At 72.6% G+C, this 14,055-nt stretch carries 12 protein-coding genes; 7 read left to right on the top strand and 5 right to left on the bottom strand.

Annotation, left to right across the window (positions count from 1 at the left end; translation table 11 throughout):
- Positions 1 to 3,402, bottom strand: coding sequence for an EAL domain-containing protein (locus ACGIF2_RS12525; protein ID WP_396047075.1), 3,402 nt, complete (start codon positions 3,400 to 3,402; stop codon positions 1 to 3).
- 306 nt (positions 3,403 to 3,708) lie between these two features.
- On the opposite strand from ACGIF2_RS12525, the gene ACGIF2_RS12530 reads away from it, so the two are divergent.
- From ACGIF2_RS12530 to ACGIF2_RS12540, 3 genes are all read left to right on the top strand, one after another.
- The gene (locus ACGIF2_RS12530; protein ID WP_396047078.1) at positions 3,709 to 5,217 is read left to right on the top strand and encodes a DEAD/DEAH box helicase; all 1,509 of its coding nucleotides are present in this window, start codon (positions 3,709 to 3,711) and stop codon (positions 5,215 to 5,217) included.
- 167 nt (positions 5,218 to 5,384) lie between these two features.
- Positions 5,385 to 5,807: a peptide-methionine (R)-S-oxide reductase MsrB gene (gene msrB / locus ACGIF2_RS12535; RefSeq protein WP_396047080.1), complete on the top strand. Its 423-nt coding sequence runs from the start codon at positions 5,385 to 5,387 to the stop codon at positions 5,805 to 5,807.
- 99 nt (positions 5,808 to 5,906) lie between these two features.
- Positions 5,907 to 6,659, top strand: coding sequence for a nuclease-related domain-containing protein (locus ACGIF2_RS12540; RefSeq protein WP_396047082.1), 753 nt, complete (start codon positions 5,907 to 5,909; stop codon positions 6,657 to 6,659).
- A gap of 19 nt (positions 6,660 to 6,678) precedes the next feature.
- Here ACGIF2_RS12540 and ACGIF2_RS12545 read toward each other — a convergent pair whose 3' ends face one another.
- The 4 genes from ACGIF2_RS12545 to ACGIF2_RS12560 all read right to left on the bottom strand — a co-directional run bounded on the left by ACGIF2_RS12545 (position 6,679) and on the right by ACGIF2_RS12560 (position 10,212).
- Entirely contained in the window at positions 6,679 to 7,140 is a 462-nt protein-coding gene (locus ACGIF2_RS12545; RefSeq protein ID WP_396047098.1) for a MarR family winged helix-turn-helix transcriptional regulator, read from the bottom strand.
- A gap of 83 nt (positions 7,141 to 7,223) precedes the next feature.
- Entirely contained in the window at positions 7,224 to 8,918 is a 1,695-nt protein-coding gene (locus ACGIF2_RS12550) for an MFS transporter (RefSeq protein WP_396047084.1), read from the bottom strand.
- Between the two features lie 133 nt (positions 8,919 to 9,051).
- On the bottom strand, positions 9,052 to 9,591 hold the full coding sequence (locus ACGIF2_RS12555) for a MarR family winged helix-turn-helix transcriptional regulator (protein ID WP_396047086.1): 540 nt from the start codon (positions 9,589 to 9,591) through the stop codon (positions 9,052 to 9,054).
- Between the two features lie 159 nt (positions 9,592 to 9,750).
- On the bottom strand, positions 9,751 to 10,212 hold the full coding sequence (locus ACGIF2_RS12560) for a tRNA (cytidine(34)-2'-O)-methyltransferase (protein WP_396047100.1): 462 nt from the start codon (positions 10,210 to 10,212) through the stop codon (positions 9,751 to 9,753).
- A gap of 77 nt (positions 10,213 to 10,289) precedes the next feature.
- Between ACGIF2_RS12560 and ACGIF2_RS12565 the strand changes: the two genes are divergently transcribed.
- The 4 genes from ACGIF2_RS12565 to ACGIF2_RS12580 all read left to right on the top strand — a co-directional run bounded on the left by ACGIF2_RS12565 (position 10,290) and on the right by ACGIF2_RS12580 (position 14,034).
- The gene (locus ACGIF2_RS12565; RefSeq protein WP_396047088.1) at positions 10,290 to 11,327 is read left to right on the top strand and encodes an aldo/keto reductase; all 1,038 of its coding nucleotides are present in this window, start codon (positions 10,290 to 10,292) and stop codon (positions 11,325 to 11,327) included.
- Positions 11,324 to 12,154, top strand: a complete 831-nt coding sequence (locus ACGIF2_RS12570) for an alpha/beta fold hydrolase (protein ID WP_396047090.1) — start codon at positions 11,324 to 11,326, stop codon at positions 12,152 to 12,154. Before ACGIF2_RS12565 ends, ACGIF2_RS12570 begins: the two co-directional genes overlap by 4 nt.
- Positions 12,155 to 12,317: 163 nt before the next feature.
- A complete protein-coding gene (locus ACGIF2_RS12575; RefSeq protein ID WP_396047092.1) occupies positions 12,318 to 13,091 on the top strand; it encodes an SDR family oxidoreductase in 774 nt (257 codons plus the stop codon).
- Between the two features lie 169 nt (positions 13,092 to 13,260).
- Positions 13,261 to 14,034, top strand: coding sequence for an SDR family oxidoreductase (locus ACGIF2_RS12580; protein WP_396047094.1), 774 nt, complete (start codon positions 13,261 to 13,263; stop codon positions 14,032 to 14,034).
- The last annotated feature ends 21 nt before the right edge of the window (positions 14,035 to 14,055 follow it).

The raw sequence follows: 14,055 nt of genomic DNA on the forward strand, positions 1-14,055 counted from the left end.
CTACCCGACGACCACCGGGTGGTCCGCAAGGGCGAGCGCCGCGAACGAATGACCCAGCAGCTCGGCTGCGCGGTCCCCGCGCACGGCCTGGTCGAACAGGAACCCCTGCCCGATGTCGCAGCCGACCTCGCGCAGCACCGCGAGCTGTTCGGGCGTCTCGATGCCCTCGGCGATGACCTCGAGCCCGAGCGCGCCACCCATCGCGACGATGGCCCGCACGAGCTCGCGGCTCTGCTTGCCCTCGACGAGCTCGTGCACGAACGACCTGTCGATCTTGAGGGCCTCGACCGGGTAGCGGTGCAGCGTCTGGAGCGACGAGTGGCCCGCGCCGAAGTCGTCGATGTGCAGCCGCAGCCCCGCCTCGCGCATGCGTGACATGAGCTGCTGCGCGAGCTCGGGGCGGCGCATGATCACGCCCTCGGTCACCTCCATCGTGAGGCACGAGGGCTCGAGGCCGTGCCGAGCCAGGCACGCGCGGACGTGGTCCACGAGCCCCGCGTGCCAGAACTCGCGGTCGGAGACGTTGATGCTCACGTTGACCGGGCCGTCGTAGGTGGCGCGCCACGCGGCGATCTGCGCGCACACGTCAGCGATGACCTGCAGGCCGAGGCGCACCACGAGGCCCGTCTCCTCCATCAGGGGCAGGAACTCGCCGGGCAGCAGCACGCCGCGGTCGGGGTGGTTCCAGCGCACCAGCGCCTCGAACCGCCCGACCGGAGCCTGCGTGAGCTGCACGATCGGCTGGTAGAACACCTCGAACTCGCCGCGGTCCAGGCCGTCCTGGACGGCGGCCTGCAGGTGCACGTGGTGCAGCGCCTCGGCGTGCATCGCCGCGTCGAAGTAGGAGAGCGTGCCGGGCTCGTGGGACTTCGCGTGGTACATCGCGGTGTCCGCGTCGCGCAGCACGTCGTCGGCCGAGCGGTAGTCGACCGACGACGACGTGATGCCGAGGCTCGCGGTCACCCACAGCGCGTGGCCCTCGACCTCGACGGGCCGCGAGAGGCTGTCCTGGATGCGGCGCGCGATGGCCGGGATGGCGTCGGGGACGACACCGTCGATCAGGATCGCGAACTCGTCGCCCCCGAAGCGGGCCGCGGTGTCCTGGCTGCGCAGCACGCCCCGCAGCCGGTCGCTGACGCCCCTGAGCAGCAGGTCGCCCGCCTGGTGGCCCAGCGAGTCGTTGACCACCTTGAAGCGGTCGAGGTCGAGGAAGACGACGGCGAACGGTGTCCGCGTCTCCTGCCAGCGTTCGATGCTGCGCTCGAGCCGTTCGAGGAACATGCGACGGTTGGGGAGCCCTGTCGCCGCGTCGTACATCGCGTTGTGCCGCAGCCGCTCCTCGAGCCGCTTGCGGTCGTCGATGTCGCTCAGCGACCCGAGCACCCGCCGCATCCCGCGGCCCTGACCGGGGACGGGCATCGCGCGGAGCAGCAGCCAGCGGGGCTCGGCGTCGCGCGGGCCCCGGTAGCGGACCTCGATCTCGGCGAGGTGCTTGTCGCCGTCGAGCACGGACTGGACCTCACGACGCAACGCCGCGAAGTCGTCGGGGTCGATGTGCTCGTGCCACGTCAGCACCTCGTCGCTGCCGTCCTCGCCCAAGCCGAGCAGCGCGCGGCAGCGGGAGGACATGACGCTCGCGCCGTCGTTGGACCACTCCCACAGGCCCTCGTTCATCGCCCGGGCGAGGAGCCCGTGGCGCTCCTCGCTCGAGCGCAAGGTCTCGAGCAGCGCCTCCTGGTCGAACGCCTCGCACAGCAGCGCGGCCCAGTGGTTGTACGTCTCGCGGCCCGAGGTCGTGTCGACGGGCCCGGTCACGGCGAGCAGGCCCCAGTCGCGGCCGCCCCGCCGGCGCAGGGGCAGGACGTAGACGACCTCGCCCTGGGCGGGGTCGGACGCGGCGACCATCGCAGCCGGCGGGAAGACCGGGGTGGTGGTCACGGTCCCGCGGAGGTCCCCGAGGCGCCCCTCGGGGTCGTGCACGCCCTCGATCACGAGGTCCTCGCCGTTCCACAGCGCGAGCACACCGGCCCGCACGTGCGAGCCGGCGAGCCAGTCGAGCCGCCGCGGGTCCGCGGTGTGCGACCCGAGCAGGCGCACCCCGATGTTGTACTGCTCGTGCAGCGACGCCTCGAGCACGGCCACCCGCCCCAGGTACAGGCCGGTCTGCAGGTGCCAGAGCACGATCGACGTCCGGGCCGTCATGTTGAGCAGCGCCGCGTGCGTGGGGGCGTCCTCCGGGTCGGTGGTGGCCGTGAGCTCGCGCAGGTACAGCGTGATGGCGCGCTCGACGTGCTGGAGCACGATCGGCACCTCGATGTGCGCCGAGAGCGGCGTGAGGATCGCCTTGAGGACGTCGTGCGAGGGCTCCGCCCGCGCGCCCTCGCGCACAACGCCGTCGGCGACGGCGACGATCGCCTGGTGCGCCTCGGCGACCGCGGACGTCACGAGGGCCGAGCTCGCGGAGTTGACCAGCGCCTGCGTGAGCCGGGCCATCAGCCGCTGGGCGGGCTCGGCTGCGGCGATCCCGTCCGGCTCCTCGTGGTGGCCGTTCCCCGCGCACCCGCACGACGCGCGGGTCACGACCCGCGCGGAGGCCGGGTGCTCGACGGCGTCGATGTGCTCGCCCTCCAGCTGCTGGTGCAGCAGGCGTGAGGCGAGCGACCCGATGCGGTCGAAGCGCTGGTCGACGGTCGACAGCGGAGGGGACGAGAAGGCCCCGGCCTCGACGTTGTCGTAGCCCACGACCGCCACGTCCCGGGGGACGTCGAGGTCGGCCGCGAGCACGGCCTGCATGAACGTCAGGGCGTTGCGGTCGGTCGCCACGACCACGGCAGTGGGGCGCGACTCCTGGCGCAGGAACGCCTCGGCGATGCTCACGCCTCCGGTCTCCACGTTGTCGACCGCAGGGTAGAAGTCGTTGGGGTCGGGCTCGAGACCGTGCTCGACGAGCGTCTCGTGGTACGCCGTGTAGCGCTCGCGGATGTCGGAGTTCGAGAGGTTGCCGCCGAAGCCGATGCGGGTGTGGCCGTGCTCGATCAGGTGCTGCACGGCCGCCCGGGTCCCGCCCTCGTTGTCGGGCATCGCGACGGGTGCGTCGAAGCCGCCGACGCGGTTGCTCGCGAGGGTCACGCGCTTGCCCGCAGCCCGCAGCTCCTCGAGGTACTCGTTACGGGTCGCCCCGGCGACCGCGATCGCGCCGTCCGCGTGGTCCCACGCGACGTGGCTCGTGTAGAGCGGGGCTTCGATGCCCGAGTCGTCCACCCGGTCCGCGTCGGTGGTCTGGGACACGACGACACGTCCGCCGCGGCCGGCGACGTCGCGGGTGATGCCGGACAGGATCGCGCCGAAGTAGAAGCCGGCCGTCCACGGTGACAGCACGAGGACGGTGCTCGGGAGAGCCACGACGGTGTCCTTTCTCGGCGCGACGGCGCAGGTCGGGCACCGGCGCTCGATGTCCTATCGGTCCCGGTCGGTCGGGCATGACTGTTCTGGAGACGCTCGTTCGGGTGCATTTCGGTGCGCTCCACAGGGGTCCGCGACAGGCCCCGGGGCGGCCGATGGTCGGTGCCGGCAGATCCATAGGGCACAATGGGGGTGTAGATGCGCCCTTTCTCGCGCGTCCGACGTCGTGGAGCACCGGCGGGAGACATCCCCGCATGCCGCCGCGAGCCCCGACCGTTCCCAACCGCCGGAAAGGCGCCCTTCTTCATGTCGTTCTCTGCTCTTGGCGTGCCCGAGACCCTCGTCGCCGCCCTCACCGCTCAGGGCATCACCGCCCCGTTCCCCATCCAGACCGCCACGCTGCCCGACACGCTCGCGGGTCGCGACGTGCTCGGCCGCGGCCGTACCGGCTCGGGCAAGACGCTCGCGTTCTCGCTGCCGATGGTCGCCCGGCTCGCCGCGTCGACCGGCGCGCGCCGCCCGGCCCGCCCCCGCGGCCTGGTGCTCGCACCGACCCGTGAGCTCGCGACGCAGATCGCCGCGACGCTCGAGCCGCTGGCCCGTGCCGAGCGCCTGAGCCTGACCACCGTCTTCGGCGGCGTGTCCCAGAACCGCCAGGTCAGCGCCCTCAACGGTGGCGTCGACATCCTCGTCGCGTGCCCCGGCCGCCTCGAGGACCTCATCAAGCAGCGCCTCCTGACGCTCGAGGGCGTCGAGATCACCGTGCTCGACGAGGCCGACCACATGGCCGACCTCGGCTTCCTGCCCGGCGTCAAGCGCCTCATGGACCAGACCCCCACGAAGGGCCAGCGGCTGCTGTTCTCCGCGACGCTCGACAACGGGGTGGACCAGCTCGTCAAGCGCTACCTGCACGAGCCGCTGACCCACTCGGTCGACTCGGCCGAGTCGCCCGTCGCGAAGATGACGCACCACGTGCTGGCCGTCTCCGACGCCGAGGCCAAGCGCCTCGTCATCAACGAGCTCGCCTCGGGCACCGGTCGCCGCCTGCTCTTCACGCGCACCAAGCACCAGGCCAAGAAGCTCGCGAAGACGCTCACCGCGACGGGCATCCCCGCGGTGGACCTCCACGGCAACCTCAGCCAGCCGGCGCGTGAGCGCAACCTCGAGGCGTTCTCCTCGGGCGCGGTCCGGGTGCTCGTCGCGACGGACATCGCAGCGCGCGGCATCCACGTCGACGACATCGAGCTCGTGGTGCACGTGGACCCGCCGGCAGAGCACAAGGCGTACCTGCACCGCTCGGGCCGTACCGCCCGCGCCGGTTCGGGCGGCGACGTCGTCACGGTCATGCTCCCCGAGCAGGCCGGTGACGTCCGTGTCCTGACCCGTCAGGCGAAGATCGACGTGCAGCCGCAGAAGGTGTTCCCGGGCTCGTCCCTGGTGGCCCGGCTCGTCGGCGAGGTCGCCGAGTACGTCAAGCCCGCCGCCGTCGCGCCCGTCGCCGAGGGTCGCCGTGGTGGCGCCCCGTCGCGCGAGGCCGGTGCGGCCGACGGCACGCGTCGCCGCCGCGGTGGCCGTGGTCGCGGTGCGGGCACCGGTCAGGGCTCCGGCTCGGTCCAGGGCTCGGGTTCCGCGGGCGGTGGCCAGGGTGGTGGCCGTGGCCGTGGCCGCAGCGCGTCGTCCGCGGCGCCCCGTACCGCGACCGGCGGTTCGCGTCCGGTGCACTCGACCGCGACCCCCGGCAGCGGCTCGTCGGGCCGCAGCGGCGCGGTGGGCATGTCGATGGGCTCGTCGGCCGGTAGCCGTCGCGGCCGCTGATCTGGCAGGACCCCGCAGCACCCGCTCTACCTGACGAGAGGGCCCGCACGCAGCGGCCCGGACCCCACGGTCCGGCCCTGCGTGCGGGCCCTCTCGCCGTCCGCACCCTGTCCGCTGCCGTGGTGCAGCGCGGGAATTCCGGCCCGGCAGGCACGGTTGCACCGGGCATGACGAGCAGCGGCGAGAGCACGTACGAGGTCAGCAAGGACGACGCGCAGTGGCGGGCAGAGCTCGACCCGGCCGCGTTCCGGGTGCTGCGCCTCGCGGACACCGAGCGTCCGTGGACGGGCGAGCTGCTCGACGAGCAGCGTGAGGGCGTGTACCGGTGCCGCGCGTGCGGCCAGGAGCTGTTCCGCTCCGACACCAAGTTCGACTCGCACTGCGGGTGGCCCAGCTTCTTCTCCCCGCTCGCGGGCGACAAGGTCGAGCTGATCGAGGACCGGACGCTGGGCATGGTGCGCACCGAGGTGCGCTGCGCCCGCTGCGGCTCGCACCTGGGTCACGTGTTCGACGACGCTCCGCAGACCCCGACGGGCGACCGCTACTGCATGAACTCCGTGAGCCTCACCTTCGAGCCCGCCGCGGACTGAGCGGCGTGCCGTGCCCGACACGCCGGTGGACGCCGCGTCCACGGCGGTCGGGCGTCCGAGCGGGTTCAGTCCCGCGCCGGACGTGCCGATAATGGTCACGTGAACGAGGCCCTGATCGTCCGGCGATGGCGCCGCTACGGTGCCGACCGCCTGTACGTCACGGCCGAGTCGGGCGCCCGCGTCGGGTGCGTGGACCTCCAGTCGGGCGAGGTCATCGTCGACGAGCCGGTCCTCGAGGACGGCGTGCGCCAGGCCGCGCAGGCCTACCTGCGCTCGGACGTGGCCGAGCTGGTGCTCCCGTTCCACCGTGACATCGCGATCGACGACCTGGACGACCTGGCACGCCTCGACGGGGCCGACTACGAGCCGGGCGTCCGCGCGCGGGTGGGCTCGGTGCGGCTGCGGCTCGACGGGCTCACGTCCCACGGCTGGCACGTGGTGCACGGGGTGCCGCTGGGCCGTCAGGGCACCGTCGTCGACCACCTGCTGATCGGCCCGGGCGGCATCTTCACGGTGACCGAGCGATCCCACCCGGGCGAGCGCATCCGGGTGTCACGCCGCACCATGTCGATCAGCGACAAGCCCGTCCCGTACCTGCGCGACGCCCACCTCGAGGCCACGCGGGTGCAGTCGCTGCTGCGCTCGGCGGTCGGCTCGCAGCTCACGGTGCGCGCTGTGATCGTGCTGCAGGGAGTCATCGAGATGCGGCCGGGCGAGCGGCCCGACGATGCGCTCGTGGTGGCCCGCAGCGACGTGCCCGGCGTGTTCCACAACCTGCTCGAACGGCTCGAGGCGCCGCGCGTCGACGCGATCGCGGCCGTGGCCCGGCAGCGCACCACCTGGTCGCGCTGACCCCGGGGTCGCCGGCGGGTCAGCCGACCCTGCGCCGGGCCTCGTCGAGGTCGGTGTTGAGCCGCGTGAGCTGAGCCGCGAGGGCGTCCAGCTCGTCGTGCGACCACGCGTCGAGCGCGGTGCGCAAGAACCGTCCCCGGGCGCCACGGGCGTCGGCCACCCGCGTCTCGCCGCCCTCGGTCAGGTGGATCAGCTGGCCCCGCGAGTCGTCGGGGTCGGTCGTGCGCGTGATGAGCCCGAGATCCTCGAGCCGCGCGAGCTGTCGGGACATCGTGCCGCGCCCCACACCGATGTGCTCGGCGATCTCGCTCGCGCGGATGCCGGGCACCTGGGCGATCCGCGCCAGGATCGGGTACGCGCCCGGGTCGAGGTCGGGGTGCACGCGATGGGCCATGGTGGCGGCCGAGGAGTGCGCCCGGCGCAGCAGCAGCCCGAGCTCGCGCTCGACGCGCTGGAGGGGTTCGGTGTCCACGAGGGACATCATGGCGCGCGGCGAACGCCGACGGGGCCGGGAGCTCGTGCTCCCGGCCCCGTCAGGACCTGCGTCGTGCGGGGACGTGGTCGTCAGTCGTCCTGACCGCGGCCCGTGCCGGACGGGGCGGTGCCGGACGTGCTGCCGACCTCGTCGGCCTCCGCAGCGGTCGCGGCGGTCGCGACAGCGACCTCGACGGCCGGTGCGGCGGCGGCCGCGGCGGCCTCCTCGGCGAGCCGCAGCTCGACGCCCGAGCGCTCACCCAGCGGCACCTCGCGCAGGAAGAGCACAGCGATCAGCGCGACCAGCGCGAGCGGCACGGAGATGAGGAACAGGTGCGCGACGGCCTCGCCGTACGCGGACTCGACCACCGTGCGCACCGGCTCGGGGATCGTCGCGACGTTGGGGATGGACGTGCTCCCGCCCAGCACCGACGTGTCGATGCCCAGGGCAGCGAGCCCGCTGGCGAGCAGCGAGGTGACCTTGGTGCCGAGCACGGCGCCCAGCACCGAGACGCCCATCGCGCCGCCGAGGGTGCGGAAGAACGCGACGGTCGAGGTGCCCGAGCCGACGTCCTTGGTCTCGAGCGTGTTCTGCGTGGCCAGGACCAGGTTCTGCATGAGCATGCCGACACCCGAACCGAGCACGAACATGTACAGGCACACGAGCGCGAAGTTCGTGTCGTAGCGGATCGTTCCCATGAGTGCGAGACCCACGGTCAGGGTCGCCGCACCGGCGATCATGTACCGCTTGTAGCGGCCCGTGACGCTGATGATGCGGCCGCTGATGGTCGAGGACAGGAACACGCCGAGCATCATCGGGATGGTGATCAGGCCGGACGCCGTGGCGGACTTGCCGCGGGCGATCTGCATGTACTGGCTCAGGAACACCGAGGTGCCGAACATCGCGATGCCCACGGCGATCGAGGCGATCACGGCCAGCACGAGGGTGCGGTTGCGGAACAGGTTCAGCGGGATGATCGGCTGGGTGGCCCGGGACTCGACCCAGACCGCGACCGCGAGGACGAGGACCGCGCCGACCACCATCGCGGCGGACTGCCACGACACCCAGTCGAAGTGGGTGCCGGCGAACGTGACCCACAGCAGCAGCGTGGCGATGCCCACGGACAGCAGCGCGGCGCCCGCGTAGTCGATGTTCAGCTTGCGCTTGGCCATCGGGGGCAGGTGGAGCGTCATCTGCAGCACGATGATCGCGGCGACCGCGAACGGCAGCCCGATGAAGAAGTTCCAGCGCCAGCCGGGGCCGTCGGTGATGAGGCCGCCGATGAGCGGGCCACCCACCGAGGCGAGGCCCATGATGCCGCCCATCAGGCCCATGTACCGGCCGCGCTCGCGCGGGGAGATGATGTCGGCGATCAGGACGGTGCCGAGCGCGGTGAGGCCACCGGCGCCGATGCCCTGGAAGGCGCGCATCGTGATGAGCATCTCGGTGCTCTGCGAGAAGCCCGCCACGGCGGACGAGATCACCGAGATGGCGAGCGCCAGCTGGATGAGCACCTTGCGGTCGAGGAGGTCGGCGAGCTTGCCCCAGATGGGCGTCGAGATCGTCGTGGTGAGCAGGGTCGCGGTGACGACCCACGTGAACGCGGACTGCGTGCCCTTGAGGTCGCTGATGACGCGCGGCAGCGAGCTCGAGACCACGCTCGTCGCGAGCACGGAGACGAACATGCCGAGGAGGATCCCGGACAGGGCCTCCAGCACCTCGCGGTGGTTCATGGCGGGGCTGTCGGGCGTGGTCTCTGCTCGACTGGTCAGGGTCTGGGCCATAGGGTGCTCGGTCCTTCGGTGCTGGTGGGGTGGAGCCCGGCGTCGGCGGCAGGCGGGGTGCGTGCGGCGGGGCCGACGCTGCTGTGCGGTGGTGCTGTGCGGCGGTGCGGGTGGTGCTGATGGTGCTGTGCGGTCAGGTGGTGCTGGGCGCGGCGGCGGGGTCCGTCGTCGTGTCCTGGGTCGGTGCTGCGAGCCGCCGGCACGAGGCGTGCGGGTGCGGAGTGCTCCCGACCGCGGCCGCGATCCGGTCCACGGCCTCGGTCGCGGCGACGATCTCGTCGGCGGTCCACCCGGCAAACGCCTCGGCGGCCTGCCGGTCGAGCGTGCGGACGCTCGTCCGCGCGAGCTCGTGCCCGGCGGCGGTCAGGCGCACGGTGCGTACCCGCCGGTCGCAGCCCGGCTGGTCGGAGGGCGCGCGGTCGACCAGGCCGGCGTCCACGAGGGCGCTGACCTGCCGGCTCGCGACCGACAGGTCGACACGCAGATGGGTGGCGATCTCGCTGATGGGCAGCTCGCCGCACCGTTCGAGGATGCGCACCATGCCCAGTGCCGCCCGGGTGAGTCCCGCCTCTCGCGCGATGTGCGAGCCGACCTCTCGCTGGACCCTGGCGAGCCGCTCGATCGCGGCCAGGAGCGTGCGGTAGGTCAGGTCGGTGGACTCGTCGGTAGACACAGGTCGGGGGCACGCCTCTCAATAGTTGCTAGAGGCAATTTATCAGAGATGCTTGCATCAGGCAATGGTCCCCTCGGGCAACTTGGTGACGTCGAGAGGCTCGACGTCGTCACACCCCTGCCGCCGGTGACGGCGGCGTCGGACGTCACCTTCCGGACGTCACTCGCCGCCGTCGAAGCCGCGCTGCCGCCACACCTCGTACGCCGCGATGGCCGCCGCGTTCGACAGGTTGAGCGACCGGCGCCCCGCGAGCATCGGGATGCGCACCTGGCCGGTGACCCGCGGGTGGGCGAGCACCTCCGGGGGGAGCCCGGTCGGCTCGGGCCCGAACAGCAGCACGTCGTCGTCGCTGTACTCCACGTCCGTGTGCCGGGTGGTCGTGTGGGTCGTGAACGCCAGCACCCGGGACTGCGGCAGCGACGCCAGCAGGTCCTCGAGATCGGGGTGCACCACCACGTGCGCGAGGTCGTGGTAGTCCAGACCGGCGCGCCGCAGCTTGGGCTCGGACAGGTCGAAACCGAGCGGCTCGACCAGGTGGAGCGTCGCCCCGGTCGCAGCTGCCAGACGGATCGCGCTGCCGGTGTTGCCCGGGATCCGGGGCTCGAAGAAGGCGAGGTGCATCACCGGGTGATCCTCCCACCGCCGTAAAGTGATCGAGATGCGCCCGCGGCGGAGCCGGGCCCTGCGAGAGGAAGCTGATGTCTGCACCGTCCCTGTACCGGGCCGCCGACGACCGGTACGACGCGATGGCCTACCGTCGTGCGGGCCGCAGCGGGCTCGACCTGCCCGCGCTGTCGCTGGGGCTGTGGCACAACTTCGGCGACACGACGCCGTTCGACACCCAGCGCGACATCCTGCGCCGGGCGTTCGACCTGGGCATCACGCACTTCGACCTGGCGAACAACTACGGCCCGCCCTACGGCTCGGCCGAGGAGAACTTCGGTCGGCACCTGGCCCGTGACCTGCGCCCCTACCGCGACGAGATCGTCATCTCGTCCAAGGCCGGCTACGACATGTGGCCCGGCCCCTACGGCGACGGCGGCTCGCGCAAGTACCTGCTGGCGTCGCTCGACCAGTCGCTCGGGCGCCTGGGCGTCGACTACGTCGACATCTTCTACTCCCACCGGCCCGATCCGAGCGTGCCGCTCGAGGAGACCATGGGGGCGCTGCACACCGCCGTGACGAGCGGCAAGGCGCTGTACGCGGGCATCTCCAACTACAGCCCGTCGCAGACCCGTGAGGCGAAGCGCGTGCTCGCGGAGCTCGGCACCCCGCTGCTCATCCACCAGCCCTCCTACTCGATGTTCAACCGGCACGTCGAGCAGCCCGAGGGCGATGACGGCGAGGCCCTGCTCGACGTGGTCGGCGACCTCGGCATCGGCATGATCGTGTTCTCCCCGCTCGCCCAGGGTCTGCTCACGAGCCGCTACCTCTCGGGTGAGGTGCCGAGCGGGTCGCGCGCCGCCGTCGGCCACTTCCTGACGCCCGAGCGCATCGACGCGACGTACCTCGCGCGGGCCCGGGCGCTCGACGACATCGCGCGCGGACGTGGGCAGTCGCTCGCGCAGCTCGCCCTGTCGTGGGTGCTCCGCGACGCGCGCGTCACGTCCGCCGTGATCGGTGCGAGCTCGGTCAGCCAGCTCGAGGACAACGTCGCCGCGCTCAGCGCCCCGCCGCTCACGGCGGCCGAGCTCGACGCGATCGAGCCGCACGCCGTCGACGGGACGGCCCGGTGAACCGCGGGCCGACGACGGCCTACGGGCGCCTCGGCGACATCTCGTGGTCGTCGTACGGCTCGCACAGCCTGCCCAAGACCCCCGCGCTGCTGCTGCACAGCGTCACCGACTCGAGCGAGGTCTTCGCGCCGCTGCTCGAGCCGCTCGCGGCCGACCGGCTCGTGGTCACGCTCGACGCTCGCGGCCACGGGAACACCCCGCTGTCACCCGAGCCGTTCACGGTGGGCGCGCTCGCGTCCGACGTCGTGTCGGTGCTGCGCGAGGTCGTCCGGCGCCCCGTGGTGGTCGTCGGGCACGGGCTCGGGGCGCTCATCGCCGAGGAGGTCGCGCTCACCGAGCCCGCCCTCGTCGCGGCCCTCGTGCTCGAGGACCCCGCGTGGCGCACGGAGGCCACGGGAGCCGACGGCGTGCCCGAGTTCCTGCCGCCGTACCTGGAGTCCTTCGCGGGCGCCGACGCGGGCACGCTGCTCGAGCGGGCCCGCGCCGAGCACCCGACGTGGCCCGAGGACGAGCTGCTGCCCTGGGTGCACGCGAAGCAGAGCGTGGACCAGCGGCTCGCGGAGCGCGTCCAGGAGTGGCGCGGCCGCGACTGGGTCGGCGAGCTCGACGCCCTGCACATGCCCGTCACCGTGCTCGTGGGCGAGCCCGAGCACGGGTCGCTCGTGGCACCCGAGGACCTCGAACGGGTCCGTTCGCTGCTCGGACCGCAGGTCAGCACCGTGCAGGTCTCCGGCGTGGGGCGCAGCGTGCGCCGCGAGGCGAGAGAGACGTTCCTCACGGTGCTGCGTGAGGTGTTCGCTGCGGCCGACGCTGCCGCGCGGAGCTGACGCGCAGGTCAGGCGCCTGGTGGAGGGGCGGGGCGCGGTCGGGCGACCGCGTCGGGGTGCGCCCCGGCGCTGCGCCGCGCGCCGCCGGTAGGCCCTTGGTCCCAGAACTCCGGCGTAGCGTCGCAGGGCCCGGCACGTGCCGGGTCTGGACCAAGGAGTCAGCATGCGCACAATCGTCGTCACGGGCGCGGCCTCGGGGATAGGCCGGGCCACCAAGGAGCTCCTCGAGTCACGCGGTGACCGCGTGGTCGGGGTCGACCTGCACGACGCCGACGTCACCGTCGACCTGAGCACCACCGACGGCCGCACCGCGCTCGTCGAGGGCGTCGGGGACCTCACCGGCGGCAAGATCGACGGAATCGTGGCCAACGCGGGCCTCTCGCACGAGATCCCGCTGACCATGGCTGTCAACTACTTCGGCGCCGTCGCGACGCTCGAGGGCCTGCGCCCGTTCCTGGCCGGCTCGGACGCCCCGCGCGCCGTGACCACGAGCTCGATGGCGAGCCTGCGCCAGCCCGACGACCTGCTCGTCGAGGCCGCGCTCGCCGGTGACGAGGCCAAGGCCATGGCCCGCGCGGTCGAGCTCACCGAGAACGGCCCGAAGGGCTTCATCTACCCGAGCAGCAAGGGCGCGCTCAGCCGCTGGCTGCGGCGCAACGCCCCGACGCCCGAGTGGGCCGGTGCGGGCATCCCGCTCAACGCGATCGCCCCCGGAGTCGTGCTGACGGCGATGACGGCCGACATGCTCGGCACCGACAAGGGTCGCGACATGGTCTCGTCGAACGTGCCCATGCCGCTCAACGGCTACATGCCTGCCGAGTCGGCCGCTGCGCTGTTCGCCTGGCTCGTCAGCCCCGAGAACACGCACCTGTGCGGTCAGGTCATCTTCATCGACGGCGGCACCGACGTCGTGATGCGCGGCGACAGCACCTGGTGAACCCAGGCGGCGACCTCCGGTGAGGTCGGCCCGCGGCACCCTGCGTGGTGCCGCGGGCATTCCCCGGAGATCCCCGGGACAAAGGTCCGATGCCGCCTGCGGGCGCGCTCCGTAGCGTCGGGAGCAACGGCCTGGCAACGGCGCTGGGCCCCCCGTCGAGGGAGTTCTGATGCGCACCGTCGTCATCACCGGTTCGGCCTCCGGAATCGGCCAGGCCACCCGACAGATCCTCGAAGCGCGCGGTGAGCGCGTGATCGGGGTCGACCTGCACGACGCCGACGTCGAGGTCGACCTCACCACCGTCGCGGGACGCGCCGGCCTCGTGGAGCAGGTCCGTACGCTCAGCGGCGGGCAGATCGACGCGATCGTCGCGAACGCCGGGCTGGCCCTCCCGCTCCCGGCCACGGTCGCCGTCAACTACTTCGGGGCGCTCGCGACCCTCGAGGGCCTGCGTCCGCTGCTCACCGGATCCACCGCGCCGCGGGCCGTCGCCACGAGCTCGATGGCGAGCCTGCACCCGTGCGACACGGTGCTCGTCGACGCGATGCTCGCGGGCGACGAGGCGAAGTCGCTCGCCCGCGCCGCGGAGCTCGTGAGCGGCGACCAGGGGCACCTCGTGTACTCGAGCTCCAAGGTCGCGCTCAGCCGCTGGCTGCGGCGCAACGCCTCCGAGCCCGGGTGGGCCGGTGCGGGGATCCCGCTCAACGCGATCGGCCCGGGGGTCGTGGTGACCCCCATGACCCAGGGGATGCTCACCACCGAGGAGGACCGTGCGGCGATCGCCGCGACGGTGCCGATGCCGCTCGGCGGGTTCATGACCCCCGACGTCCCGGCGAGGCTGCTCGCCTGGCTCGTGAGCGAGGAGAACACGCACCTGTGCGGGCAGGTCGTCTTCGTCGACGGCGGCTCGGACGTGGTCATCCGCTCGGACAGCACCTGGTGACGCGCTGAGCGAGGGCCCCGG

This window comes from Cellulomonas sp. P22 (assembly GCF_044392165.1).

Coding starts and splice junctions, on each gene's coding strand:
- ACGIF2_RS12530 (WP_396047078.1), top strand. CDS start 3,709: ATGTCGTTCTCTGCTCTTGGCGTGCCCGAGACCCTCGTCGCCGCCCTC.
- msrB (WP_396047080.1), top strand. CDS start 5,385: ATGACGAGCAGCGGCGAGAGCACGTACGAGGTCAGCAAGGACGACGCG.
- ACGIF2_RS12545 (WP_396047098.1), bottom strand. CDS start 7,140: ATGTCCCTCGTGGACACCGAACCCCTCCAGCGCGTCGAGCGCGAGCTC.
- ACGIF2_RS12550 (WP_396047084.1), bottom strand. CDS start 8,918: ATGGCCCAGACCCTGACCAGTCGAGCAGAGACCACGCCCGACAGCCCC.
- ACGIF2_RS12560 (WP_396047100.1), bottom strand. CDS start 10,212: ATGCACCTCGCCTTCTTCGAGCCCCGGATCCCGGGCAACACCGGCAGC.
- ACGIF2_RS12565 (WP_396047088.1), top strand. CDS start 10,290: ATGTCTGCACCGTCCCTGTACCGGGCCGCCGACGACCGGTACGACGCG.
- ACGIF2_RS12575 (WP_396047092.1), top strand. CDS start 12,318: ATGCGCACAATCGTCGTCACGGGCGCGGCCTCGGGGATAGGCCGGGCC.
- ACGIF2_RS12580 (WP_396047094.1), top strand. CDS start 13,261: ATGCGCACCGTCGTCATCACCGGTTCGGCCTCCGGAATCGGCCAGGCC.